Annotated in this window: 17 protein-coding genes and 2 pseudogenes; 11 read left to right on the top strand and 8 right to left on the bottom strand. The window is 72.2% G+C overall.

What is annotated here, in order from left to right; all coding sequences use genetic code 11:
* Nucleotides 1-33 precede the first annotated feature (33 nt).
* Nucleotides 34-1,335 (bottom strand): ABC transporter substrate-binding protein, encoded by a 1,302-nt coding sequence (locus ACIO3P_RS06395; RefSeq protein WP_401786233.1) that lies wholly within the window; start codon nt 1,333-1,335, stop codon nt 34-36.
* Between the two features lie 291 nt (nt 1,336-1,626).
* Between ACIO3P_RS06395 and ACIO3P_RS06390 the strand changes: the two are divergent.
* Nucleotides 1,627-3,876 (top strand): annotated as a pseudogene (locus ACIO3P_RS06390) (glycosyl hydrolase); the annotation flags it as partial.
* Nucleotides 3,877-4,080: 204 nt separating this feature from the next.
* On the opposite strand, the gene ACIO3P_RS06385 reads toward ACIO3P_RS06390, so the two are convergent.
* A complete protein-coding gene (locus tag ACIO3P_RS06385) occupies nt 4,081-5,121 on the bottom strand; it encodes a LacI family DNA-binding transcriptional regulator (protein ID WP_401786235.1) in 1,041 nt (346 codons plus the stop codon).
* A gap of 230 nt (nt 5,122-5,351) precedes the next feature.
* Here ACIO3P_RS06385 and ACIO3P_RS06380 point away from each other — a divergent pair, with 230 nt between their 5' ends.
* Both ACIO3P_RS06380 and ACIO3P_RS06375 read left to right on the top strand, forming a co-directional pair.
* A complete protein-coding gene (locus ACIO3P_RS06380) occupies nt 5,352-7,379 on the top strand; it encodes a Xaa-Pro dipeptidyl-peptidase (RefSeq protein ID WP_401848779.1) in 2,028 nt (675 codons plus the stop codon).
* Between the two features lie 152 nt (nt 7,380-7,531).
* Nucleotides 7,532-8,773 carry a M14 family metallocarboxypeptidase gene (locus tag ACIO3P_RS06375; protein WP_401848861.1) on the top strand — a complete coding sequence of 414 codons (1,242 nt, stop codon included), beginning with the start codon at nt 7,532-7,534 and terminating at the stop codon, nt 8,771-8,773.
* Nucleotides 8,774-8,869: 96 nt separating this feature from the next.
* On the opposite strand, the gene ACIO3P_RS06370 is transcribed toward ACIO3P_RS06375, so the two are convergent.
* Nucleotides 8,870-9,832 carry an FAD-dependent oxidoreductase gene (locus tag ACIO3P_RS06370; RefSeq protein WP_401848780.1) on the bottom strand — a complete coding sequence of 321 codons (963 nt, stop codon included), beginning with the start codon at nt 9,830-9,832 and terminating at the stop codon, nt 8,870-8,872.
* Between the two features lie 187 nt (nt 9,833-10,019).
* Between ACIO3P_RS06370 and ACIO3P_RS06365 the strand changes: the two genes are divergently transcribed.
* Nucleotides 10,020-11,657: an ABC-F family ATP-binding cassette domain-containing protein gene (locus ACIO3P_RS06365; RefSeq protein ID WP_329827669.1), complete on the top strand. Its 1,638-nt coding sequence runs from the start codon at nt 10,020-10,022 to the stop codon at nt 11,655-11,657.
* Nucleotides 11,658-11,705: 48 nt separating this feature from the next.
* Here ACIO3P_RS06365 and ACIO3P_RS06360 read toward each other — a convergent pair whose 3' ends face one another.
* On the bottom strand, nt 11,706-14,117 hold the full coding sequence (locus ACIO3P_RS06360; protein WP_401848781.1) for a Tex family protein: 2,412 nt from the start codon (nt 14,115-14,117) through the stop codon (nt 11,706-11,708).
* 256 nt (nt 14,118-14,373) lie between these two features.
* On the opposite strand from ACIO3P_RS06360, the gene ACIO3P_RS06355 reads away from it, so the two are divergent.
* A complete protein-coding gene (locus ACIO3P_RS06355; RefSeq protein WP_329827667.1) occupies nt 14,374-15,333 on the top strand; it encodes a GlxA family transcriptional regulator in 960 nt (319 codons plus the stop codon).
* Between the two features lie 59 nt (nt 15,334-15,392).
* Nucleotides 15,393-16,037, top strand: a complete 645-nt coding sequence (locus tag ACIO3P_RS06350; RefSeq protein WP_329827666.1) for a DJ-1/PfpI family protein — start codon at nt 15,393-15,395, stop codon at nt 16,035-16,037.
* Here the strand turns inward: ACIO3P_RS06350 and ACIO3P_RS06345 are convergent.
* Nucleotides 16,015-16,791, bottom strand: coding sequence for an enoyl-CoA hydratase/isomerase family protein (locus ACIO3P_RS06345; RefSeq protein ID WP_329827665.1), 777 nt, complete (start codon nt 16,789-16,791; stop codon nt 16,015-16,017). The genes ACIO3P_RS06350 and ACIO3P_RS06345 overlap by 23 nt on opposite strands.
* A 234-nt stretch (nt 16,792-17,025) precedes the next feature.
* Here ACIO3P_RS06345 and ACIO3P_RS06340 point away from each other — a divergent pair.
* Nucleotides 17,026-17,463 (top strand): annotated as a pseudogene (locus ACIO3P_RS06340) (ATP-binding protein); the annotation flags it as partial.
* Nucleotides 17,464-17,575: 112 nt separating this feature from the next.
* Here ACIO3P_RS06340 and idi read toward each other — a convergent pair.
* From idi to galE, 3 genes are all read right to left on the bottom strand, one after another.
* Entirely contained in the window at nt 17,576-18,169 is a 594-nt protein-coding gene (idi, locus tag ACIO3P_RS06335) for an isopentenyl-diphosphate Delta-isomerase (protein ID WP_329827664.1), read from the bottom strand.
* 120 nt (nt 18,170-18,289) lie between these two features.
* Nucleotides 18,290-19,225 carry a cation diffusion facilitator family transporter gene (locus ACIO3P_RS06330; protein ID WP_329827663.1) on the bottom strand — a complete coding sequence of 312 codons (936 nt, stop codon included), beginning with the start codon at nt 19,223-19,225 and terminating at the stop codon, nt 18,290-18,292.
* Between the two features lie 213 nt (nt 19,226-19,438).
* Nucleotides 19,439-20,422: a UDP-glucose 4-epimerase GalE gene (gene galE / locus ACIO3P_RS06325; protein ID WP_329827662.1), complete on the bottom strand. Its 984-nt coding sequence runs from the start codon at nt 20,420-20,422 to the stop codon at nt 19,439-19,441.
* Between the two features lie 313 nt (nt 20,423-20,735).
* Here galE and ACIO3P_RS06320 point away from each other — a divergent pair, with 313 nt between their 5' ends.
* From ACIO3P_RS06320 to ACIO3P_RS06305, 4 genes are read left to right on the top strand one after another with little or no spacing between them, the layout of a single operon-like run.
* On the top strand, nt 20,736-22,583 hold the full coding sequence (locus ACIO3P_RS06320; protein WP_401848863.1) for a DUF5941 domain-containing protein: 1,848 nt from the start codon (nt 20,736-20,738) through the stop codon (nt 22,581-22,583).
* Nucleotides 22,580-23,329: a phosphocholine cytidylyltransferase family protein gene (locus ACIO3P_RS06315; RefSeq protein WP_329827661.1), complete on the top strand. Its 750-nt coding sequence runs from the start codon at nt 22,580-22,582 to the stop codon at nt 23,327-23,329. Before ACIO3P_RS06320 ends, ACIO3P_RS06315 begins: the two co-directional genes overlap by 4 nt.
* Nucleotides 23,317-24,378, top strand: coding sequence for an iron-containing alcohol dehydrogenase family protein (locus tag ACIO3P_RS06310; protein ID WP_329827660.1), 1,062 nt, complete (start codon nt 23,317-23,319; stop codon nt 24,376-24,378). The genes ACIO3P_RS06315 and ACIO3P_RS06310 overlap by 13 nt, the downstream gene beginning before the upstream one ends.
* A complete protein-coding gene (locus tag ACIO3P_RS06305; protein ID WP_329827659.1) occupies nt 24,356-25,141 on the top strand; it encodes a CDP-alcohol phosphatidyltransferase family protein in 786 nt (261 codons plus the stop codon). Before ACIO3P_RS06310 ends, ACIO3P_RS06305 begins: the two co-directional genes overlap by 23 nt.
* Nucleotides 25,142-25,144: the final 3 nt, after the last annotated feature.

Raw genomic sequence — 25,144 nt, 5'->3', positions numbered from 1 at the left:
CCGGCCCCGGTCGGGACCGGCCGGGGAACCGTGTCAGCCGATGACGTTCTCGACGCCCTTCTTCGCCGTCGACCACGCCTTGTCGGACGCGACGCCCTTGCGTTCCACCTCGCTCAGCGCGTTGGTGATCTGCTGGGCGACATTGGCGTCATGGACACCGAGGACCTGGACGGGCGCGGCCTTGGCGGCGTCACCGAAGATCTGGCCGGTCGGCGCGCCGGAGAAGTACGGGTCCTTCGTGTCCGCGATCTGCTCGATGGCGCCGGTGGACGACGGGAAGATGCCCTGCTTCCGGAAGAGTTTGGCCTGCTGCTCGGGGGCGGTGAGCCACTTGATCAGCTCGTACGCCTCCTTCTTGTGCTCGGCGGCACGCGGCACGGAGAGGTACGAGCCGCCCCAGTTGCCGGCCCCGCCGGGCAGCGCGGCGATGTCCCACTTGCCCGAACCGGTCTCGCCCGCCTGGCCCTTGATGTAGCTGAGCATCCACGCCGGGCACGGAATGGTGGCGAACGAGCCCGCCGCGAACGCCTGGTTCCACTGCGGCGACCACTGGTCGAGCTTGGCGCTCAGCCCGGAGTCCGCGGCCTTGACCGAGGTGTCCCAGGCGGTCTTCACGGCCGGGTTCTGCTCGTAGACCAGCTTGCCGGAGGCGTCGTAGTACCGCTCCTTCTCCTGGCCGATCATGATCGAGTAGAGGCTGCCGACGCTGTCGAGCCAGGCGCTCTTCGCGGGCGCCTTCGCCATGTACTCCTTGCCGAGGGCGAGATAGCCGTCCCACGTGGACCACTTCTTCGCCAGCTCGGCGCGGTCGGTCGGCAGCCCCGCCTTCTTGAACAGGTCCGAGCGGTAGCACATCGCCTCGGGCCCGACATCGGTGCCGAGGCCCAGGATCCGGCCGTCCTGCGTCGTCGCCGCCGACCACTTGGCCTCGGCGAACTGGTCCTTGAGCGTGTCCGCGCCGTACCGCTTCAAGTCTTCGAACTTGTCGGACTGCTGCTGGGTGACCGAGGCGATCCGCCCGACCTCCACGCCCTGCACATCGGCGAGCCCGCCCCCGCCGGCCAGCCGGGTCTGGAGGGACTTCCAGTAGTCGGCCTCGTCCTCGGTGTCGCTCTGCTTGATCGTGATGTCCGGGTGGAGCTTCTGGTACTCCGCGTAGAGCCCGGCCTCCTTGTAGCCGAACGATCCGAAGAGGTCGACGGTCAGCGTGACCTTGCCTCCCGCGCTGTCGGAGGTCCCTGAGGAACCGGACCCGCAGGCGACGAGCAGTGCCCCGGAGAGCACGACCGCACCGAGACGGACCGCGGCCCTGCTGGCGGCTCGGGCGATGGGCATGAGAAGCCTCCCTTGGCTTCGGAGTACACACGAGAGCCGGTTGAGAGCGCTCTCAGAATCTGGGGTGGAGCGTGCCCCGGAGCGCACCGCCCCGTCAAGACTCGAACGCGTAACGGATGCCCGGGAGCGTTAACTCGCCTCTGTGTCCGACGTATTGACACTTCTGTTTCAGAAGTTTTACGTTTCCTGGCGTCTGAGAGCGCTCTCGAACGCTTGACGTCCCACCCCCACCCTCTCTGTCCCGTCACGACCATCCCCACGTCCCCCCACCACCCCCGTGAGGTGCCGCCCATGTCCGTCTCCCGTGCCAGACCAGCCGCCGCGCTGGTCCTGGTCAGCACCCTGGCCGCCATCGGCCTCGGCCCCGCCGCCTCCCCGGCCGTGGCCGCCAACGTTCCTGTCGGAGCGGGCAGTTACTCGGACACCCGGCCCGCCGGCACGTCCGGACCGACCACCAACACCGGCACCCCCGTCACCCCCAAGGTGACTGAGGCCGCCCGGGACAAACCGGTGCCCACCAACGACTGGTGGTCCTCCCTCGCCTTCCAGCGGTACGGCGACAACCCGTACTCCACCCCGATGTACGGCCACCCCCTCACCTACCAGGCGACCTCGGGCGGCCTGGAGGTCGGTTACCCGACCACCCCGGCGATCGTCGGCGAGGGCCGCCAGTACGAGTACGCCCACAAGGCCGATCTCACCCTGGGCCTGACCGGGCTCAACTCGCCCGACACCAAGGCCGACGACTGGTCGGACTGGACGGTCACGCCCTACTGGTCGGACGGCGCCCGCACCCTGCGGACCACCATCGGCCACGGGCTGCCCTACGTCTACGCCAAGGGCTCCGGCGGCGACGCGCGCATCACCACCGCCGCCGCGCCCACCGTCTTCGCCGACGACGGCAACGTCCTCGGCATCACCGTCGCCGGCCACCACTACGCCCTGTTCGCGCCCACCGGCAGCGACTGGTCGGTCGCCGGCTCCACCATCACGGCAGGGCTCGGCGCCAAGGACTACTTCTCCCTCGCCGTCCTGCCCTCCACCGACGCGCTCGCGACGTACCGGAAGTACGCGTACAGCTTCGTCACCGGCTCCCAGGTGAGCTGGAGCACCGACGCCGGTACGGTCAAGGCGACCTACCGGCTCACCACCGAGCCGAAGGAGGGCACCGAGACCGGCACCCTCCAGGCCCTTTACCGGCACCAGTGGCTGAACACCACCGACGCGCTGACCCCGTACACGTACGTCTCACCGCGCGGCACGATGAAGGTCCGCGAGGCCACCTCCTTCACCACGAGCCAGCGCTCCTCCGGGGTGCTGCCCGCACTGCCCGCCTCCAGCGGTGTGGACCGGGCGCGGCTCAAGGGATATCTGGACGAGGCGGCGGGTGCGGCCGATCCGTTCTCCGGCGCGACCGACACGTACTGGACCGGCAAGGCGCTGGGCCGGCTCGCCCAACTGGTGCCCATGGCCGACCAGATCGGTGAGACCGCGACCCGCGACAAGCTCCTCGGACTGCTCAAGGGCAGGCTGGAGGAGTGGTTCACGGCGGGCGGCGCGAGCGAGTTCAGCTACGACAAGCAGTGGAAGACACTGACCGGCTACCCGGCGTCGTACGGCAGCGACACCGAGCTGAACGACCACCACTTCCACTACAGCTACTACGTCTACGCGGCGGCGATCGTCGCCCAGTACGACCAGGCGTGGGCCGCCGACGGGGCCTGGGGCTCGATGGTGAAGACGCTGGTACGCGACACCGCCAACCCCAGCCGCACCGACACCGAGTTCCCGTTCCTGCGCGGCTTCGACGTGTACGCGGGCCACAGTTGGGCCTCCGGGCACCAGGGCTTCGCCGCGGGCAACAACCAGGAGTCCTCCTCGGAGTCCACCAACCTCAGCGCCGCCCTGGTGCTGTGGGGCTCCGCCACGGGCAACGCCGAACTGCGCGACCTGGGAAGCTACTTGCTGGCCACCGAGTCCGAGGCGATCGCCCAGTACTGGTTCGACGCCGACCAGGAGGTCTTCCCGTCCTCCTTCGGCCATGACACGGTCGGCATGGTGTGGGGCAGCGGTGGCGCGTACTCCACCTGGTGGACCGCCAACCCCGAGGAGATCCACGGCATCAACGTCCTCCCCGTCACCGGTGGTTCGCTCCACCTGGGCCGCGAGAAGGACGCCATCCGGCGCAATCTCGCCGAGATGGAACGGGAGAACGGCGGCCCCGCCGTCGAATGGCGCGACATCCTCTGGGAGTTCGAGGCGCTCGCCGACCCCGCCGCGGCCAAGGCCAAGTGGGACGCGGGCGGCGCGAACTACACACCGGAGGCCGGTGAGTCCAAGGCCCACACGTACCACTGGATCGGCACACTGGACGCGCTGGGCGCCCCCGACGCGACGGTGACCGGCTCCCTGCCCACCTCGGCCGTCTTCAGCAAGAACGGTGCACGGGTCTACGCGGCGCACAACTTCGGCGCCACCGCCACCACCGTCACCTTCTCGGACGGCACGACGCTCGACGTGCCGGCCCGGTCCACCGCGACGAAGTAGCGGTACGAGGAAGCCGCGGTCACGAGGAAGCCGCGGGCCCGACGAAGCCGCGGGCCCGACGAAGCCGCGGTCACGACGAAGCCGCGGACACGACAAAGTAGTGGACACACCGCCGGCGGACCTCACCGTCCGCCGGCGGATCCACCGGTACGGCCGGTTCGCCGGTGCGGCGGATCCACCGGTACGGCGGGACACGGCTCAGGCCGAGTCCCGCCGTACCAGTGTGGTCGGTGTGATCACCGAGGCGGGGGCGGCTGAGCCCTCCCGCTCCCGGTCGAGACCGCGCAGCAGGAGCCGCGCCATCAGCCGTCCCTGCCCGTCGACGTCCTGCTGGACGGTGGTCAGCGCGGGATCCGTGACGCCCACCACCGCGTCCATGTCGTCGAAGCCCACCACCGCCACATCACCGGGCACCGAGCGGCCCCGCTCCTTGAGCACCCGCAGCGCGCCCGCCGCCATCAGATCGTTCGCCGCGAACACCGCGTCCAGACCGGGGCAGCGGTCCAGCAGCTCCGCCATCGCCCGCGCCCCGCTCTCCTCGGTGAACGCGCCCGCCGCGACCAGCGCCGGATCCTCGTCCATCAGCACGTCCCGGTAGCCGTCGAGCCGGTCCGTGGCCGAGGTCTGGTCCAGCGGCCCCGCGATGTGCGCGATCCGCCGCCGCCCCAGGTCCCGCAGATAGCGCACGGCCTCCCGGGCGCCGCCGCGGTTGTCGGCGTCCACGTACGGCACGACCCGCTGGTCCGCGGCCGACGTCCAGCTCGGCCGGCCCCCGTACACCGTCGGGATCCCGGCCCGCTGGGTGATCGCCGGGATGGGGTCGTCGGTGTGCAGGGAGAAGGCGAGCGCGCCGTCGACATGGCCGCCCGCCAGATAGCGGGCGATCCGGTCGTAGTCGCCGGGCCCCTCCAGCAGCAGAAGCACCAACTGGGTGTCGTGTGCGGTCAGTTCCTTGCTGATCCCGCGGATCTGCTGGGAGAAGAACGGATCGGAGAAGATCCGGATCTCCGGCTCCGCGATGATCACGGCGACCGCGCCGGTGCGCCGGGTGACCAGGGAGCGGGCCGCGTGGTTCGGTACGTACCCCAGCTCGTCGACGGCCCGCCGCACCTTCTCCACCAGCGGGCTGCGCACCCCCGCGCCGCCGTTGACGACCCGGGAGGCCGTGGCCCGGGAGACGCCGGCGCGCGCCGCGACGGCTTCCAGCGTGGGGCGTGCCCCAGGGGTCGGCTCGGACACGACGTGCGCTCCTCGTCGGTGGATACGGCGGACCGTACGGCGGTGGCCGCCCGCGCGCAGGCGCGGCGCGGCAGCCGGACGGCCCCCAGAGTAGCCGCTGACCATGGCGTCTGAGAGCGCTCCCATTCGCCCACCGGTCCCTGATATTTCCCCCGGTGTCCTCCTGATGTCTCCCTGATCCCAGGACTGCCCTCTTTTGAACGGGAGTTGACCGGGGTAGCTTCCGCCCCATGGAGATCCGGTCGCGGGCTGCCCGCAGATCATTCGGACGCCGCTCGCGCGGAGCACTCGCCGCGGCGGCCTCCGCCGCGCTGTTCGGGGTCCTGCTCACCCCCGCCTCGGCGCAGGGCGCGGAGCCGGGCACACCACCGGCGGTGAGCGGTCAGCGGGTGCAGGAGAGCCGGCCGGTCCACTCCTACGAGGACGCCGTCAGGGAGTCCGTCTGGGTCGACACCGGCCTCGACGGCGACGAGGACGGCAGGACGGACCGCGTCGCCGTCGACATCGTCCGCCCGCACGAGCCGGCGCTCCGGGGCCGCAAGGTCCCCGTGATCATGGACGCCAGCCCCTACTACTCCTGCTGCGGACGTGGCAACGAGAGCCAGAAGAAGACCTACGACGCCCATGGCGACCCGACCGGCTTCCCCCTGCACTACGACAACTACTTCGTCCCGCGCGGCTACGCCTTCGTCGCCGTCGACCTGACGGGCACCAACCGCTCGGACGGCTGCGTGGACACCGGCGGGCGCTCCGACGTCCAGTCCGCCAAGGCCGTCGTCGACTGGCTGAACGGCAGGGCCCGCGCGTACGGCAGCCGCACCGGCACCGATGCCGTACGGGCGGAGTGGACCACCGGCGCCACCGGCATGATCGGCAAGAGCTACGACGGCACCATCGCCAACGGCGTGGCCGCCACCGGTGTCGAGGGGCTCAGGACCATCGTCCCGATCGCCGCCATCTCCTCCTGGTACGACTACTACTTCGCCCAGGGCGCGCCCCTCTACGGCTCGGGCCCCGACTGGCTCTCGAACTACGTGGAGAGCCCCGAGGCCCGCACCCGCTGCCAGGCGGTCCAGCAGCGGCTGGTCGACGGCGCCCCGCGCAGCGGCGACATCACCCCGCTGTGGACCGAGCGCGACTACGTGAAGGACGCGTCCAAGGTGAAGGCCAGCGTCTTCGCCGTCCACGGCATGCAGGACCTCAACGTCCGTACGAAACACCTCGGCCAGTGGTGGGACGCGCTCGGCGACGCGGGCGTGGAGCGCAAGATCTGGCTCTCCCAGACCGGCCACGTCGACCCGTTCGACTTCCGCCGCGCCACCTGGGTCACCACCCTGCACCGCTGGTTCGACCACTACCTCCTCGGCTACGAGAACGGCATCGACCGCGAACCCATGGCGGACATCGAGCGCGCCCCCGACCGGTGGACCACCGACCGGGTCTGGCCGCCGCGCACCACCGCCACCACCACCCTGCGCCCGGCGAGCGGGGCGCTGCCCGGCGTGGGCACGCTCGGCCGTACCCCCGCCGCGCCCGGCTCCACCGAGACCTTCACCGACGACCGGCGCCTCGGCGAGGGCGACTGGGCCGCCGCCGTCGACCGTTCCACCCCGGCCAAGACCGGCTTCATCACCCGGCCCCTCAGCCAGGATCTGCGGCTCTCCGGCTCCTCCGAGGTGACCGTCACCGCCACCCCGTCCACCTCGACCGCCCATCTCTCCGCCGTACTGGTCGATCTCGGCCCCGACACCATCCGTGACTACGGCGCGTCCGGCGAAGGCATCACCACCCTCACCGAACGCACCTGCTGGGGCCCGAGCACCACGGCGGACAGTTCCTGCTACCGGGAGACCGCGGCCCACACCGCGGACGTGGACCACAACGTCGTCAGCCGCGGCTGGGCCGATCTGGGCACCTACGCGTCGGCGGAGCAGGGGCGTCCGCTCACCCCCGGCACGCCGTACACGATCACTCTCGAACTCGCCGCGACCGACCATGTCGTCCCGGCCGGGCACCGGCTCGCGCTGATCGTCGCCGGTACCGACCGGGGTCTCATCGACCCGCCGTCCACCACGCCCACCCTCACGGTCGACCTGGCCCGCACGGCCGCGTACGTTCCGTTCGTCGGCGGCGCCAAGGCGTTCGCCCGCGCCACCACCGGCGCCGTACCCCCGCACAGTGCCCCGCGTGAGCCCCTGCGCGGCGGCGTGACCGAGCTCCGCCCGACCCCTCCGATCCCGGGAGACCACATCCGATGAGGACGACGATGGAGATGAAGACGGCCGCCCAGGCGGCCACGCGGACGACGCCCCGTTCCGTCCCCCGTACGCGCCGCGCCGCCCTGCTCCGCCGCGTCGTCGCGCTGCGCGCCCTCGTCCTGGCGGCGTCCTCGGTGGCCCTGGTCCTTCCGATGACCACCGTCCCCGCGCACGCCGTACCCACCGCCGCCGCCTCGGTCGCCTCCATCGCGCCCCGTACGGGCTTCGAGATCAGCGACGGCGCCGACTGGACCAGCCAGCCCCAGGAGCGGGAGTTCCTCTCCGCCGTCGCCCGGGGCGGCGACCGCGTCTCCCTGCGCACGATCGGCACCACCAAGCAGGGCCGCCCGCTCCAGCTCGTCGAACTCGGCGCCCGGCGCGCCCCCGTCACCGTCCTCCTGGTGTGCAGCCAGCACGGCAACGAACCGTCGGGGCGCGAGGCGTGCCTGACCACCGTCCGCGACCTCGCTTACGCCAAGGACCGGGAGACGCGGCGCTTCCTGGACCGTACGAGCGTCCTCGTCCTGCCCACCGCCAACCCGGACGGCCGGGCCGCCGACACCCGTGGCAACTCCGACGGCATCGACATCAACCGCGACCACATCGAGCTGGTCACCGCGGAGGCCCGCGCCATGGCGGCCGTCATCCGCGACCGCACCCCGGACATCGTCTACGACCTGCACGAGTACGGCGCCACCCCGCCCTACTACGACAAGGACCTCTTCGACCTCTGGCCGCGCAACCTCAACACCGCCCCCGGTGTCCACGACGCCTCACAGAGCCTGTCCGAGCGGTACATACGCCCCGCGGCCGAAGCCGCGGGCCACTCCACGGGCACCTACGGGATCTGGACCGACCCGGTGACCGGTGACCCCATCCGGCAGACCGCGGGCGACGGCCAGGAGCGCATCCTGCGTAACGCGGCGGGCGTCAAGCACTCCGTCAGCCTGCTCATCGAGAGCCGGGTGAACCCGCTGACCGACGCCGAGAAGGCCGACCCGTCCCTCAACAACCGGCGCCGGGTGACCAGCCAGCTCGACTCCCTGGGCGGCCTGTTCTCCTTCACCGACGAGCGCCGGGCGCGGATCGCGGCGGCCACCGCCTCCGCCCGGCTGGCCGGACTGAAGGACCGGGGCCCGATCTATCTCGGCGGCGCCGACAACGAGCCCGCGGCCCCCGACCGGATCATCCAGAACCCGCCCTGCGGCTACCGGCTCGACGCCGCGCAGTACGCGGAGGTCAAGGACGAACTCGCGCTGCACGCGGTGGTGGCGCTGCCCACCGGGAAGGGCGCGTTCGTCCCCCTGCGCCAGTCCCAGCGGGCCCTGGCGGCGCTGCTCCTCGACGAGCGGGCCGACTACCACCTGACCGCGGCCACCCCCGCCGCCTGCTGACCCCGTGAGCCGGGGGCCGTGAGCCGGGGCCGGGGGGTCGGCACGCGCCACAGGCCCCCGGCTCCGGCCCGGCTTCCGGCTCCCGTTCGGCCCCGCTCAGCCGACGGCCAGCGCCGCGGCCTCCTCGGCGCACCCCCAGGCCACGGTGACGCCCGCGCCCCCGTGCCCGTAGTTGTGCACCAGCCGCCCGCCGCCGGGCAGCGGTACGGCCTCCAGCCGCACCCGGGGGCGGGCGGGCCGCAGCCCCACCCGGTGCTCCAGCACCCGCGCGCCCGCCAGCGCGGGCACGGCCCGCGCGCAGTGCGCCACGATGGTGTCGGCCTCCTCCTGGTCGGGGCCCAGGTCCCAGGAACCCTCGGTCGCCGTCCCGCCGAGCAGCACGCCGTACGGCTGCGGCAGCACGTACGTCATCTCGCTCGCGCCCGGCAGCGCGCCCACGAACCACTCCTTGATCCCCGGGTTCTCCACGATCACCACCTGCCCGCGCACCGGATGGACCGACACGTCCGGCACCAGCTCCCGGGCGCCCAGCCCCGTGCAGTCCACCACCACGGGCGCCACGGCGGCCGGTTCGCCGAAATCCGTGACCGAGCGCCGCTCGACCGTGCCGCCCGCCGCCCGCAGCCGCGCCTTCAGGTACCGCAGATAGACCGGCATGTCGATCAGCGGGACCGCGGCCCGCAGCCCCTGCCCGACCCCCTCGGGCAGCTCGTCGGGGCGGGCCTCGCGCAGCCCCCGCACCCGGGACGTCCAGCTCCCCAGCCCGTCGAGCGGGGTGTGCGCCATCAGGCCCGGGACGATCCGTACCCCCGTACGCCCCGCGTCCCGCGCGAGCCCTTCGTACCGCTCCAGCGACAGCTCCAGCCAGGGACCGACCTGCCGGGCCGGCTCGATGCGGTACGGCCAGACGAGCGCCCCGGCCACCGCCGACGTGGTCCTGGCCACCGGATCACGGGTCCACAGCCCCACCCGCCGGCCGCTCTCCGCCAGCACCACCGCCGTCGTCAGCCCGATGACCCCACCGCCGACCACGACCACATCGCACGTTCCGCCACTCATGCACCGACCCTATAAGGCCGGAGGAGGGCCCTCGGACCCTTCAATATCCGCTGGACGGCGCCGTGTTGCCCGCGAGACCCTGCTTCCCCCCGCCCCCACCTGCGGGAGCGCCGCCCGGCGACGGCCCGGGGCGAGCCGCGACGGCGGGTCTGCCACGACCGGCACTCCGCTACGATCGGACGCTCTGATGACTGCCACACTTGTAGCCAAGAACCTCGCCGCGGGGCACGGCGACCGCTCGCTCTTCTCCGGGCTCGACCTCGTCGTCGCGCCCGGAGACGTGATCGGGCTCGTGGGCGCCAACGGCGCCGGGAAGTCCACCCTGCTCCGGCTGCTCGCCGGACTCGACACGCCCGAGGACGGGGAGCTGCGCCTCTCGCCGCCCACCGCCGCCGTCGGCCACCTCCCGCAGGAGCCGGAGCGGCGCGCCGGGGAGACCGTACGGGACTTCCTGGGCCGCAGGACCGGTGTCACCGCCGCGCAGACCGCCCTGGACGAGGCCACGCAGGCGCTCGTCGACGGCGCGCCGGGCGCGGACGACGCCTACGCCGCCGGCCTGGAGCGCTGGCTGGGCCTCGGCGGCGCCGACCTCGACGAGCGCGCCGAGGAGACCGCGGCCTCGCTCGGCCTGACCGTCGGACTCGACCAGCCCATGACCACCCTCTCCGGCGGCCAGGCCGCCCGCGCGAGCCTCGCCTCGCTGCTGCTCTCCCGGTACGACGTCTTCCTGCTGGACGAGCCGACCAACGACCTGGACCTCGACGGCCTCGAACGCCTGGAGAAGTTCGTCACCGGGCTGCGGGCCGGCACGCTCGTCGTCAGCCACGACCGCGAATTCCTCGTCCGTACGGTGACCAAGGTCCTCGAACTCGACCTGGCCCAGCAGAAGATCACCCTCTTCGGCGGCGGCTACGAGGCGTATCTGGAGGAGCGCGAGCGGGCGCGGCGCCACGCCCGCGAGGAGTTCGAGGAGTACGCGGACAGGAAGGCGTCCCTGGAGACCCGGGCCCACACCCAGCGCGCCTGGATGGAGAAGGGCGTCAAGAACGCCCGGCGCAAGGCGACCGACAACGACAAGATCGGCCGCAACCTCCGTACGGAGTCCACCGAGAAGCAGGCCGCCAAGGCCCGCCAGACGCAGCGGATGATCGAACGCCTCGACGTGGTCGAGGAGCCGCGCAAGGAGTGGGAACTGCGGATGGAGATCGCCGCGGCGGACCGCTCCGGCGCGGTCGTCGCGACCCTGAACGGCGCCGAGGTCACCCGCGGCGGCTTCCACTTCGGCCCCGTCACGCTCCAGGTCGACCGGGCCGACCGCGTCGCCATCACCGGCGTCAACGGCAGCGGCAAGTCCACCCTGCTCGCCGCTCTCCTCGGCCGGCTGCCGCTGGACACGGGCCACGCCACCCTCGGCTCCGGCGTGGTCGTCGGCGAGGTCGACCAGGCCCGCGCGCTCTTCCACGGCCCCGGGACCCTGCTGGACGCCTTCCGCCCGGCCGTCCCCGACACCGAACCCGCCGAGATCCGTACGCTGCTCGCCAAGTTCGGCCTCAAGTCGGACCATCTGCTGCGCCCCGCGACGACCCTCTCCCCGGGCGAACGCACCCGGGCGGCCCTCGCGCTCCTCCAGGGCCGGGGCGTGAACCTCCTCGTCCTGGACGAGCCGACGAACCATCTCGACCTGCCCGCGATCGAACAACTGGAGTCGGCTCTGGACTCCTACGACGGCACCCTCCTGCTGGTGACGCACGACCGCAGGATGCTGAACGCGGTCCGCACGACACGCCGTCTCGACGTGTCGGCGGGCCGCGTCACGGAGATCTGACCGCGGACCTCCGCCGTGGGGTGCCGGGCCCCGGCACCCCGCCGGGCGTCAGCCCCGCCGGCCGCCCCCGCCGCCCTTCGGGTCCGTCAGCCCGGCCCGCCGCAGGGCGTCCGCCATCGCGCTGTTCGCCGAGGGCGGCGCCGCGGCCTGGCGTCCGCCGCCGCTCCCGCCGGAGCCGCTCCTGCCACCGCCGCTCCTGCCACCGCGCTCGCCACGGCCGCCCTGCCGCTGCTGCGGCGGCCGGCCGCCGCCTCCCGACCGGTCCCGCTCCGGCTTCGCGGCCCCCGCCTCGTCGTCCAGACGCAGCGTCAGGGAGATCCGCTTCCGCGGGATGTCGACGTCCATCACCTTCACCCGGACCACATCGCCCGGCTTCACCACCTCACGCGGGTCCTTGACGAAGTTCTTGGACATCGCGGACACATGGACCAGCCCGTCCTGATGCACCCCGATGTCCACGAACGCGCCGAACGCCGCCACATTCGTGACCACGCCCTCCAGCACCATCCCCGGCGCCAGGTCGCCCAGCTTCTCGACGCCCTCCTTGAACGTGGCCGTCCGGAACGCGGGCCGCGGGTCCCGGCCCGGCTTCTCCAGCTCGCGCAGGATGTCCGTCACGGTCGGCAGCCCGAAGGAGTCGTTCACGAAGTCGGCGGGCCGCAGCGACCGCAGCACGGACCCGTTCCCGATCAGCGACGCGACCTCGCCGCCCGTCGCCTTCACCATGGACCGCACCACGGGGTACGCCTCGGGGTGGACGCTCGACGCGTCCAGCGGGTCGTCGCCGCCGAGGATACGGAGGAAGCCCGCGCACTGCTCGTACGCCTTCGGGCCGAGCCGGGCCACGTCCTTGAGCGCCCGCCGCGACCGGAAGGGGCCGTTCGCGTCGCGGTGGGCGACGATGTTCTCGGCGAGTCCCGCGCCGATCCCCGACACCCGCGAGAGCAGCGGCGCCGACGCGGTGTTGACGTCCACCCCCACCCCGTTCACACAGTCCTCCACGACCGCGTCGAGCGAGCGGGACAGCTTCACCTCGGACAGGTCGTGCTGGTACTGGCCGACGCCGATCGACTTGGGGTCGATCTTCACCAGTTCGGCGAGCGGGTCCTGGAGCCGGCGCGCGATCGAGACCGCGCCGCGGATCGACACGTCGAGATCCGGCAGCTCCTGCGAGGCGAACGCGGACGCCGAGTACACCGAGGCGCCCGCCTCGGAGACCATCACCTTCGTGAGCTTCAGCTCCGGGTGCCGGGCACACAGGTCGGCGGCGAGCTTGTCGGTCTCGCGGGACGCCGTGCCGTTGCCGATGGCGATCAGGTCGACCGAGTGCCGCTCGGCCAGCTTCGCCAGCTTGGCCAGGGACTCGTCCCACTTGTTCGCGGGGACGTGCGGATAGATCGTGTCGATGGCGACGACCTTGCCCGTCGCGTCGACCACGGCGACCTTCACACCCGTACGGAACCCGGGGTCGAGGCCCAGCGTGGCGCGCGTCCCGGCCGGCGCGGCCAGCAGCAGGTCGCGGAGGTTCGCCGCGAAGACCCGTACCGCCTCGTCCTCGGCGGCCGTCCGCAGCCGCAGCCGCAGATCGATGCCGAGATGGACCAGGACCCGGGTGCGCCACGCCCAACGGACCGTGTCCCCGAGCCACTTGTCCCCGGGGCGGCCCCGCTCCGCGATGCCGAAGCGCCGCGCGATCATGTTCTCGTACATGGTCGGGCCCGGCAGCTCGGAGGGCTCCTCGGGCTCCAGGACCAGATCGAGGACATCCTCCTTCTCGCCGCGGAGCATCGCCAGCACCCGGTGCGAGGGCAGCTCCGTGAAGGACTCGGAGAACGCGAAGTAGTCCGCGAACTTGGCGCCCGCCTCCTCCTTGCCGTCCCGTACCTTCGCCGCGAGCCGGCCCCGCGTCCACATCCGCTCGCGCAGCTCACCGATGAGATCGGCGTCCTCCGAGAACCGCTCCGTGAGGATGGCGCGCGCGCCCTCCAGCGCGGCGGCCGGGTCCGCGACGCCCTTGTCGGCGTCCACGAACGCGGCGGCGGCGGCGAGCGGCTCCACCGAGGGGTCGCTCAGCAGGCCCTCGGCCAGGGGTTCGAGACCGGCCTCGCGGGCGATCTGCGCCTTCGTCCGCCGCTTGGGCTTGAACGGCAGATAGATGTCCTCCAGCCGCGCCTTGGTGTCGGCGGCCCTGATCCGCGCCTCCAGGGCGTCGTCCAGCTTGCCCTGCTCGCGTACGGACTCCAGGATCGCGGTCCGCCGCTCCTCCAGCTCCCGCAGGTAGCGCAGCCGCTCCTCCAGGGTGCGGAGCTGCGCGTCGTCGAGCGATTCGGTGGCCTCCTTGCGGTAACGCGCGATGAACGGCACCGTCGATCCGCCGTCGAGCAGCTCGACGGCCGCCCTCACCTGCCGCTCGCGTACGCCGATTTCCTCGGCGATCCTGCCTTCGATGGACGTCGTCACGATCACGCTCCGCTGTTCTGTGGTCCGGCGCCTGCATTGTGGCAGGTGGCGCCGACATCGGCGGGCAGGCCGGAGCAGTCGTACGGCGGCGGGCGCGGCCCTGGGCACGGTCCGGGAGGGCGCGGAGGGGCGGGGGAGGGGCGAGGGAGCGGCGGCGGAGAGATGGCGGAGCGGCGGCGGGCAGGGCGCTGCGATGGCAGGAAAGGCGGGGTATTCGTCATTGCGGACATCCGCTCCCGGGCGAAGGATGAGCACCATGACAGAGCGATCCGTCCTGGTCGTCCTCTTCGACCAGGTGCAGAGCCTTGACGTGACAGGCCCCGTGGAGGTGTTCGCCGCGGCGAACACCTCGGCCGGCGACCCCGCCACGTACCGGATCCGTACGGCCACGCTCGACGGCGCGCCGGTCCGCACCTCCAGCGGGCTCACCCTCGTCCCGGACACCACGCTCGCCGCCGCCCCCGACCCGCACACCCTCCTGGTGCCCGGCGGCGCGGGCACCCGCGGCCCCGACCCGCGCCTGATCGACTGGGTGCGCGAGCACGCGCCCCGCGCGCGGCGGCTGGTCTCGGTCTGCACCGGCGCCCTGCTGCTCGCCGAGGCGGGGCTGCTCGACGGGCGCCGCGCCACCACCCACTGGGGCGCGACCGACCTCCTGGCCAGGAACCACCCGGCGGTGGACGTCGACCCGGACCCGATCTACGTACGGGACGGGGAGCTCTTCACCTCCGCCGGGGTCACCTCCGGCATCGATCTCGCCCTCGCGCTCGTCGAGGAGGACCTCGGCCGCGACGTGGCGCTCTCCGTCGCCCGCCATCTCGTGGTCTTCCTGCGCCGCCCCGGCAACCAGGCGCAGTTCAGCGCGCAGTCCACCGCCCGCACCGCGCTGAGCGCCCCGCTGCTGGAGGTGCAGAGCTGGATCGGCGAGCACCCCGGGGACGATCTGTCGGTCGAGGCGCTGGCCGGCCGCGCCCGCCTCTCGCCGCGCCACTTCGCCCGCGCCTTCCGCTCCGAGACCGGCACGACACCGGGCCGCTACGTCGAGCACGTACGGCTCGAACACGCCAGGCGGATGCTGGAGGAGAGCGCCGACGGGGTCGAGGCGATCTCCCGCTCCTGCGGCTACGGCACCCCGGAGGCCATGCGCCGCGCCTTCGTGAAGACCCTCGGCACGGCCCCCGCCGAATACCGCCGCCGCTTCCGCGCGGCCCCCTGACCTGACCTGACCTGTCCGACCTGACCTGTCCGACCTGTCGACCAAGAAAGCCGGCCCCCATGCAGATCGCCATCCTCCTCTTCGACGGCTTCACCGCGCTGGACGCCGTCGGCCCGTACGAGATCCTGCACCGGATCCCCGGCGCCGAGACGGTCTTCGTCGCCGAACGCACCGGACCCGTGCGCGACGAGCCGGGAACGCTCTCCCTCGTCGCGCGCAAGACGCTCGCCGAGGTCACCGCCCCGGACGTGGTGGTCGTGCCCGGCGGCCCCGGCCAGAGCGGTCAGATGACGAACGAGTCGCTGCTCGGCTGGTTGCGCGCGGTGGACGCCACCACCACCTGGACCACCTCCGTCTGCACCGGCTCCCTGCTGCTCGCCGCCGCCGGGCTGCTCACGGGACGCCGGGCCACCTCCCACTGGCTGGCCCTCGACACACTGCGCGCGTACGGCGCCGATTCCGTCGGGGAACGCGTCGTCACCGACGGGAAGTACCTGACGGCGGCCGGTGTCTCCGCCGGGATCGACATGGGGCTCACCCTGGTCGGTTCGCTCGTGGACGAACGGTTCGCGCAGTCGGTCCAGTTGATCACGGAGTACGATCCGCAGCCGCCCTACGACGCGGGCTCGCCCGCGAAGGCCCCCGCGGCCCTGGTCGAGGAGGCGCGCGGCAGGAGCCGCTTCACGGCCCGGCCGGCCAGGTGAACTCCGGCGCGCGGCGCTCCAGGAAGGCGGCGATGCCCTCCGCGGCGTCGCCGCTGCCGCGCGCCTGTTCCGCCCAGTACGGGGCGCGGCCGGCGCGGCCCGAGGTGAACTCCTTGGCAGCCGCCTGCGTCAGCCGCGAGCGGGAGAGCAGGACCCGGGTGAACTCGGCGACGCGCTTGGCCAACTGCCCGGCAGGCAGCACCTCGTCCACGAGCCCGGTACGCAGGGCCCGTTCCGTGTCGATCAACTCGGCCGAAAAAAGCAGGTATTTGGCCGTCGCCGGCCCCACCAGCGCGGCCAGCCGCCGGGTCGAGGACTCCGGATAGACGATCCCGAGCCGCGCCGGGGTCACCCCGAACGAGGCGCCCGCCTCCGCGAACCGCAGATCGCACGCGGCGGCGAGCTGACAGCCGCCGCCCACGCAGTGGCCGCGTACGGCGGCGAGCGTCGGCCTGGGGAAGGCCGCCAGCGCCTCCTCGGCCCGTACGGCCAGCGCCTGCGGGTCCTCGCCGGGCAGGCCAGGACCGCCCGGCAGCCCCGGCCCCCGCAGGGAGGAGATGTCGGCGCCCGCGCAGAACGTGTCGCCCGCCCCGGTCAGCACCAGCGCCCCGACGGCGGGGTCGTCCGCCAGCCGCCCGAGCAGCGGCGGCAGTTCCCGCCACATCGGCGCCGTCATCGCGTTGCGTTTGGCGGGGTGATGGATCACCACGGTCGCGACGCCGTCCTCGACCGTGTGCACAAGCTGGGGCTCCATGAGCCGGATGCTATCCCCGCGATCACCGGGAGCGCCGCGAGCCGATCTTCGACCGACAACGAGCGATCAGAACCGCGCACATGGTCAGCTTTCCGGCTCTCAGGTGATCACACTCCACCAAGTAGGGCTGACTTTTGTTCAGTAATCCGGTGCGGGGCACTTCCCTGCCAAGACTTGTCATCGATGAAGAACGACGGAGAGCACACCGGTCGATCCGAAGGTGGGAGCCACGGAATGGAGAGCCGCGGAAGTGTTCCGGTCAGGACCCGGTCGTACGAAGGGGTCTGGCGCTTCACCGTCCCGGCGCTCGACATCTCCGTGCCCCGGGCCAGACGCACCGTACGCGAACTGCTGGTGCGCCAGCGCGTACCCGTCAGGGGCGACACCGTGCACGGGGTGCTGCTCGTCCTCTCCGAGCTGGTCACCAACGCCGTACGGCACGCCGCCCTGCTCTCGCCCGAGATCGCCGTGGAGGTCGCCGTCGGCGCCGGCTGGATCCGGGTGTCGGTCGAGGACAACCACCCCTACCGCCCCACGGCGCTGGAGACCGACCACGCCAGGACCGGCGGGCGCGGGCTGCTGCTGGTCCGGGAGATCACCCGGGAGGCGGGTGGGGGATGCGCCGCCGAGCACACCGCCGGGGGCGGGAAGATCGTCTGGGCGGTGCTCCCCTTCGACGGGGGGCGGCCGGGCCCGGCGGACCGGAAGGACCGGGGCGACGCGGGAGACCCGGGAGACCCGGGAGACCGGGCGGGCCGGACGGATCCGGCCGGGCCCGGCGGTGTCACCAGCCCGCGGCCGGCCCCGTGAGCTCCCGTACCGCCGGACGGGCGGCGTCCAGCACGGTCATGAACCAGGCGGAGAACGGCGCCGCGCTGTGCCGCTCCGTCAGCTCCGCCGGGGTGACGAAGACGGTCTCGCAGACCTCCTCCGGGTCGGGCAGGGGCGCGGACTGCGCCAGCCCGACGAAGAGGTGGTTGTACTCGTGCTCGACCAGCCCCGAGGCAGGGTCCGGGTGGTTGTAGCGGACGGTGCCGGCCTCCGCGAGCAGGGAGGGCGAGATGCCCAGCTCCTCGTGGGTACGGCGGGCCGCCGCGGCGAAGGGCGCCTCGCCCGGGTACGGATGGCCGCAGCAGGTGTTCGACCAGACACCGGGGGAGTGGTACTTGCCCAGCGCGCGGCGCTGGATCAGCAGCCGCCCGCGCTCGTCGAAGAGGAAGACGGAGAACGCCCGGTGCAACTGTCCTGGCGGCTGGTGGGCCGAGAGCTTCTCGGCCGTGCCGATGGTGTTGCCGTCCTCGTCTACCAGTTCCAGCATGATCGTTTCTTGTGCGGCGGTCGACGAGCTGTTCGCCGCGGTGACTGGTGTGGTCGGCATAACCATCCTTCGCTTCGGGACTCGGCTGCCAAGTCTGCCGCACGAAGGTCCCGTGTCCGCACTCCGGGAGCGTGGCATGTCCGTTCCATGCCACGCCCCACGGTGTGAGCGGCGGACGGCTCAGTGGCAGAGCTTCGCCTCGTGCTCGGCGTGCCCGCGGGGTTCGAGCTGGAAGGTGCAGTGTTCGACGTCGAAGTGATGGCCGAGGCATCCTTGCAGGTCATGGAGCATCTTCTCGTGCCCCACCGCGTCCAGCGCGTCCTGGTCCACCACCACGTGCGCGGAGAGGACCGGCATCCCGGACGTGATCGTCCAGGCATGGAGGTCATGGACGTCCGCCACCCCGGGCAGGGCGAGCATGTGTGCGCGTACCTCACTCATGTCCACATCCTTGGGCGCCGCTTCCAGCAGGACGTTCAACGTCTCCCGCAGCAGCTTCACCGTACGTGGAACGATCATGAGCCCGATGAGCAGCCCCGCGATCGGGTCGGCGAGCTGCCACCCGGTGGCCAGGATGATCCCGGCGGAGACCAGCACGGCGAACGAGCCGAGCGTGTCCGCGAGGACCTCCAGATACGCGCCGCGCACATTGAGGCTCTCGCTCTGCCCCCGCGTCAGCAGGGAGAGGGAGACGAGGTTGGCGGCCATGCCGATCAGGGCGAAGACGATCGTCAGCCCGCCCCTGGTCTCGGGCGGCGTGATGAAGCGCTCGACGGCCTCGTAGAGCAGATAGCCGCCGACACCGAGCAGCAGCAGACAGTTGGCGAGGGCGGCGAGGATCTCGGCCCGCGCGTAGCCGAAGGTGCGGCTCTCGTCGGCGGGTCTGGCCGCGAAGTGGATCGCCAGCAGGGCCATGCCGAGCCCCACCGCGTCCGTCGCCATGTGGGCCGCGTCGGCGATCAGGGCGAGGGAGTCGGAGACGACGCCGCCGATGATCTCCACCACCATCACGGACAGCGTGATCCCCAGCGCGATCCGCAGCCGGCCGCGGTAGGCCGCGGTCGCGGTGCCGGCCGGCGGTCCGTGGCTGTGCCCGTGGTTGTGCCCTGCCCCCATGAGGACGCCTCCCGGTCGTCTGGACGAGTGCTGACCACGTCAGTGAACTACGGGTGGGGGGTATCCGGCAACACGGCAGTGAACACCGTTGTCATATGCTCTGACCTGCGGAAATGATGCCAGGTCAGAGCGGTGCGCCAGACGATGACCGCAGGATCGCCCAAGACGACGAGACCGTCCGAGACGACGAGACCGTCCGGGGCGACGACCGGATCATCCGATCGGGGCCACCGGGTGGTGCAGTCGCCAGCCCGCCCAGGCCGACGCGACCATCGCGCGTACGTCGCGGGTCGCCGTCCACCCCAGTTCCCGGGTGGCCAGCTCGACCGAGGCGACGGCCCGCGCGGCGTCCCCGGGGCGGCGGGCCTCGGTCACCGGCTCCGTACGGTCCCCGGTGACCTCCGCCACCAGATCGGCCAGCTCGCGCACCGAGACGCCCTCGCCGCGGCCGATGTTCACCGTCAGGTCCTGGCCGCCGGGGTGCCCGGTCAGATGGCGCGCCGCGGCGAGATGGGCCTCGGCGAGATCGGCGACATGGATGTAGTCACGGACACAGGTGCCGTCCGGCGTCGGATAGTCCGCGCCGAAGATCCGCGGCGCCTCGCCCCGGCTGATCCGGTCGAAGAACATCGGGATGATGTTGAACACCCCGATGTCCGACAGCTCGGGCAGGGCCGCGCCCGCCACGTTGAAGTACCGCAGGCAACCCGTGGAGATTCCGTGCGCCTTGCCGGCCGCCCGGACCAGCCACTCGCCCGCGAGCTTGGTCTCGCCGTACGGATTGATCGGGACCGCGGGGGTGCGCTCCGTGATCAACTCCACATCGGGCACCCCGTACACGGCCGCCGAGGAGGAGAAGAGGAAGCGCCGCACCTTCGCCGCCACGACGGCGTCCAGCAGCACCGTGAGCCCGTGCAGATTCTCCCGGTAGTACGTCAGCGGCTGCTCGACGGACTCACCGACCTGCTTCTTCGCCGCGAGATGGACCACACCGGTGACCTCGTGCTCCCTCAGGACCCGGTCGACGGTCTCCCGGTCCAGCAGCGACGCCCGGACCAGCGGGACCCCCTCCGGGAGCCGTTCGGCGAAGCCGCTCGACAGATCGTCCAGCACGACGACCCGTTCCCCCGCCGCCGTCAGGGAACGCACCACATGTGCCCCGATATATCCCGCTCCGCCTGTGATCAGCCATGTCATGCCGTCACCCTAGGCCCTGTCCTGCTCGTCGCCGGGGCCCCGTCCTGCCCGTCGCTGCCCGGCGCTTCCTCCGGTGCTCCCCGGGGCCACGGTTTGTGGGGCGGCCCCCGGATCGACAATGATGATCTCCGCATGGGCCGCTCCCGGCCCCGATGAGGGTGTCCGGGACATCCGTCCCGTACGGAACAGGGCGTAAACGGGCGATGAACTCGCCCTTTCGTTCATCCGATAGCCTCTGCCGACGTGCCGCCCCCCGGATCCCGGGGCCTGCCGCCGCGCACCCAGCCCTGTCAGCGTCAAGGAGTGAGTTCGTCTGTCGACCGCCATCCTCACCGGTGCTCCGGTACCCGGATCGCCGCTCGAAGGCGATCTGCGGTCCCTGGGCTTCGACGTACGGACCGCGCCCGGCGCCGAGGAGGCCCGGAGCCTGCTCGCCGCGGCCCCCGCGTCCGAGCGCGTCGCACTCGTCGACGCCCGCTTCGTCGGCCACGTCCACGCCCTGCGCCTGGCCCTGACCGACCCGCGCTTCCCCGCCGCCGCGGTCCCCGGGGCGCTCACCGCCCAGCCCGCGGCCCGGGGCGCGCTGCTGAGCGCGCTCACGGCCGCGGAGGCGGAGGACGACGCGCCCCTGACCGACCGGGTTGCCACCACGCTCGACGCCGGGGGCACCGCCGTCACCCGCCCCGAGCTGGGGTCGCTCGTCGCCGGCGTACCCGCCGACGCGCCCGCCCGCGAGCGGGCCGAGGCGGCCGTCGCCGCCGTCGACGACGAGGCCGTACGGCTGCGCTCCGCGGTGAAGGCCCGCGACGGCTTCTTCACCACGTACTGCATCAGCCCCTACTCCCGCTATCTCGCGCGCTGGTGCGCCCGCCGCGGTCTGACCCCCAACCAGGTCACCACCGCCTCGCTGGTCACCGCCCTGATCGCGGCGGCCTGCGCGGCCACCGGCACCCGCGGCGGCTATGTCGCCGCCGGGGTGCTGCTGCTCTTCTCCTTCGTCCTGGACTGCACCGACGGGCAGCTCGCCCGCTACTCGCTCCAGTACTCCACGATGGGCGCCTGGCTCGACGCGACCTTCGACCGGGCCAAGGAGTACGCGTACTACGCGGGGCTCGCCCTCGGCGCGGCCCGTGGCGGCGATGACGTCTGGGCGCTCGCGCTCGGCGCGATGGTCCTCCAGACGTGCCGGCATGTGGTGGACTTCTCCTTCAACGAGGCCAATGTCGACAGTACGGCCGTGAACGGCGGCGGCAAGGCCGTCGTCGGCACCCCCACCGCCGCGCTCTCCAGCAGGCTCGACAGCGTCGGCTGGACGGTCTGGGTACGCCGCATGATCGTGCTGCCGATCGGTGAGCGCTGGGCGATGATCGCCGTGCTGACCGCCCTGACCACACCCCGGATCGTCTTCTACGCGCTCCTCGTCGGCTGCGGCTTCGCCGCCTGCTACACCACCGCGGGACGCGTCCTGCGCTCCGTGACCCGCAAGGCCGTGCGGACCGACCGGGCCGCCGGCGCGCTCGCCGACCTCGCCGACTCGGGACCGCTCGCCGAACTCGTCGCCCGTGCGCTGCGGCGCCCGGCGCGCGTGCTCCCGGGGATCCTGCCCTTCCTGATCGCCCTGGTGGGCGGTGTCACGGTGGTCGCCGCCGCGGCCTTCGCCCCGCTGGGGATCGCGGGGTCCGACCACAGGTCCCTCGACGGCGCCGTGCTCGTCGGCGGCGCCCTGGTGTACGTCCTGACCTCGGGGTTCGCCGTCGCCCGCCGGATGGGCGGCGCGCTCGACTGGCTCATACCGCCGGTCTTCCGGGCGGCCGAGTACGGCACCGTACTGGTGCTCGCCGCCCGCGCCGACGCCCCCGGCGCCCTGCCTGCGGCGTTCGGGCTGGTGGCGGCCGTCGCCTACCATCACTACGACTCGGTGTACCGCATCCGCGGCGGCACCGGCGCCCCGCCCCGAGGGCTCGTCCGGGCGCTCGGCGGACACGAGGGCCGCACGCTGCTGGTCGCCCTGTGCGCCGCCTTCTCCACCCGCGCCTTCGACTTCCCGCTGGAACTGACGGTGCTCGCCGTCGCCGTGGCGCTGATCGCGCTCGTGGAGTCCATCCGGTTCTGGGTGTCCTCCGGAGCCCCCGCCGTACACGACGAAGGAGAACCCGCATGATCGGCCTCGTACTCGCAGCCGGAGCAGGACGGCGTCTGCGCCCCTACACCGACACGCTGCCCAAGGCCCTCGTGCCGGTCGACCCGGCGGGGGAGGGCACCACCACCGTCCTCGACCTGACCCTGGGCAACTTCGCCGAGGTCGGACTGACCGAGGCCGCGATCGTCGTCGGCTACCGCAAGGAGGCCGTGTACGAGCGCAAGGCCGCCCTGGAGGAGAAGTACGGCCTCCGGCTCACCCTGGTCGACAACGACAAGGCCGAGGAGTGGAACAACGCCTACTCCCTCTGGTGCGCCCGGGACATCCTGGCGCGCGGCGTGATCCTCGCCAACGGCGACACCGTCCACCCCGTCTCCGTCGAGAAGACGCTCCTCGCCGCGCGCGGCGAGGGCCGCCGGATCATCCTCGCCCTCGACACGGTCAAGTCCCTCGCCGACGAGGAGATGAAGGTCATCACGGACGGTGACCGGGGCGTACGCCGGATCACCAAGCTGATGGACCCGGCCACCGCCACCGGCGAGTACATCGGGGTCACCCTGATCGAGCCCGAGGCCGCCGCCGATCTCGCCGACGCGCTCAGGGCCACCTTCGAGAAGGACCCCGACCTCTACTACGAGGACGGCTACCAGGAGCTGGTGAACCGCGGCTTCACCCTCGACGTCGCGCCCATCGGCGACATCCCCTGGGTCGAGATCGACAACCACGCCGACCTCGCGAAGGGCCGTGAGATCGCGTGCCAGTACTGACCCGGCTCATCCCGTCACCGGTCGTCGTGGACATCAGGCCCGGCGCCATGGACGATCTCGCCGGGCTCCTCGCCGACCAGCGGATCTCCAGCTCGGGAAGGCTCTCGATCGCCGTCAGCGGCGGCTCGGGCCAGGCGCTGCGCGAACGGCTCGCGCCGGTCCTCCCCGACGCCGACTGGTACGCCGTGGCCGACGGCACGATCGACTCGGCGGTCAGGCTCGCCGACGACATCAAGGGCAAGCGGTACGACGCCGTGGTGGGCCTCGGCGGCGGCAAGATCATCGACGTGGCGAAGTACGCGGCGGCCCGGGTCGGGCTGCCCATGGTGGCCGTCGCCACCAACCTCTCGCACGACGGCATCTGCTCGCCTGTCTCCATCCTCGACAACGACAACGGCCGCGGCTCGTACGGCGTCCCGACGCCCATCGCCATGGTCGTCGACCTCGATGTCATCCGGGACGCGCCGGTCCGCTTCGTCCGCTCCGGCATCGGGGACGCGGTCTCCAACATCTCGGCCATCGCGGACTGGGAACTCTCCCACCGGGTCAACGGCGAGCCGGTCGACGGACTGGCCGCCGCCATGGCCCGTACGGCGGGCGAGGCCGTGCTGCGCCACCCCGGCGGGGTCGGTGACGACGAGTTCCTCACCGTGCTCGCCGAGGCGCTGGTCCTCTCCGGCATCGCGATGTCGATCAGCGGGGACACCCGCCCATCCTCCGGCGCCTGCCACGAGATCAGCCACGCCTTCGACCTCCTCTACCCGGGGCGCTCCGCGCTCCACGGCGAACAGGTCGGCTTCGGTGCCGCCTTCGCCATGCGGCTGCGCGGCGCCGAGGAGGAGTCACTGCTCTTCACCGAGGTGCTGCGGCGCCACGGGCTGCCCGTGCTGCCCGAGGAGATCGGCTTCACCGTCGACGAGTTCGTACGGGCCGTCGCCTACGCGCCGCAGACCAGACCGGGCCGTTTCACCATCCTTGAGCACCTCGACCTCTCCACCGACCAGATCAGGGACGCGTACGCCGACTATGCCTCGACCCTCAGTAGCTGAACTCCGCCCGGTCGTCCACCCGGAAGGAGTGAAGGACCGGCGCAGTGGTGAGCACTGGGCCGGACGTCTGTACATGCGGGAAATCTCGCTGCACATCGACCCGTACCTGGTGAACACCCGGATCACGCCCAACCAGCTCACCTACCTCATGGTGGTCGTGGGCGTCATCGGCGGCGCCGCGCTGCTCCTGCCGGGACTGCCGGGCGCCATCCTCGCGGTCGTCCTCTTCCAGATCTATCTGCTGCTCGACTGCGTCGACGGCGAGGTGGCCCGCTGGCGGGGGCAGACCTCCATCACCGGTGTCTACCTCGACCGCATCGGCCACTACCTCTGCGAGGCCGCGCTGCTGGTCGGCTTCGGGGTGCGCGGTGCCGACGTGTTCCACCAGAACGGCACCTCCACCAACTGGCTGTGGGCCTTCCTCGGCACGCTCGCCGCGCTCGGCGCGATCCTGATCAAGGCCGAGACGGACCTGGTGGACGTGGCCAGGCAGCGCAGCGGACTGCCCGCCGTCAAGGACGAGGCGTCCGTGCCGCGCTCCTCCGGTCTCGCGCTGGCCCGCCGGGCCGCCGCCATGCTCAAGTTCCACCGGCTCGTCGGCGGCATCGAGGCCAGCCTCTTCATCCTCGTGGTGGCGATCCTCGACCAGGTCAACGGCGACCTGTTCTTCACCCGGCTCGGGATCGCGGTCCTCGCCGGGATCGCCCTCCTCCAGACCCTGCTCCACCTGGTCTCCATCCTGGCGTCCAGCAGGCTGAGGTGAGTG

Source organism: Streptomyces sp. NPDC087310 (genome assembly GCF_044744405.1).
Classification (GTDB): domain Bacteria; phylum Actinomycetota; class Actinomycetes; order Streptomycetales; family Streptomycetaceae; genus Streptomyces.
The sequence above is the reverse complement of the archived record's forward strand: the minus strand, read 5'-3'. Positions and strand labels throughout refer to the sequence as shown.

Coding starts and splice junctions, on each gene's coding strand:
- ACIO3P_RS06355 (WP_329827667.1), top strand. CDS start 14,374: ATGACAGAGCGATCCGTCCTGGTCGTCCTCTTCGACCAGGTGCAGAGC.
- ACIO3P_RS06365 (WP_329827669.1), top strand. CDS start 10,020: ATGACTGCCACACTTGTAGCCAAGAACCTCGCCGCGGGGCACGGCGAC.
- ACIO3P_RS06345 (WP_329827665.1), bottom strand. CDS start 16,791: ATGGAGCCCCAGCTTGTGCACACGGTCGAGGACGGCGTCGCGACCGTG.
- ACIO3P_RS06305 (WP_329827659.1), top strand. CDS start 24,356: ATGCCTCGACCCTCAGTAGCTGAACTCCGCCCGGTCGTCCACCCGGAA.
- ACIO3P_RS06315 (WP_329827661.1), top strand. CDS start 22,580: ATGATCGGCCTCGTACTCGCAGCCGGAGCAGGACGGCGTCTGCGCCCC.
- galE (WP_329827662.1), bottom strand. CDS start 20,422: ATGACATGGCTGATCACAGGCGGAGCGGGATATATCGGGGCACATGTG.
- idi (WP_329827664.1), bottom strand. CDS start 18,169: ATGCCGACCACACCAGTCACCGCGGCGAACAGCTCGTCGACCGCCGCA.
- ACIO3P_RS06330 (WP_329827663.1), bottom strand. CDS start 19,225: ATGGGGGCAGGGCACAACCACGGGCACAGCCACGGACCGCCGGCCGGC.
- ACIO3P_RS06370 (WP_401848780.1), bottom strand. CDS start 9,832: ATGAGTGGCGGAACGTGCGATGTGGTCGTGGTCGGCGGTGGGGTCATC.
- ACIO3P_RS06350 (WP_329827666.1), top strand. CDS start 15,393: ATGCAGATCGCCATCCTCCTCTTCGACGGCTTCACCGCGCTGGACGCC.
- ACIO3P_RS06375 (WP_401848861.1), top strand. CDS start 7,532: ATGACCACCGTCCCCGCGCACGCCGTACCCACCGCCGCCGCCTCGGTC.
- ACIO3P_RS06380 (WP_401848779.1), top strand. CDS start 5,352: ATGGAGATCCGGTCGCGGGCTGCCCGCAGATCATTCGGACGCCGCTCG.
- ACIO3P_RS06395 (WP_401786233.1), bottom strand. CDS start 1,335: ATGCCCATCGCCCGAGCCGCCAGCAGGGCCGCGGTCCGTCTCGGTGCG.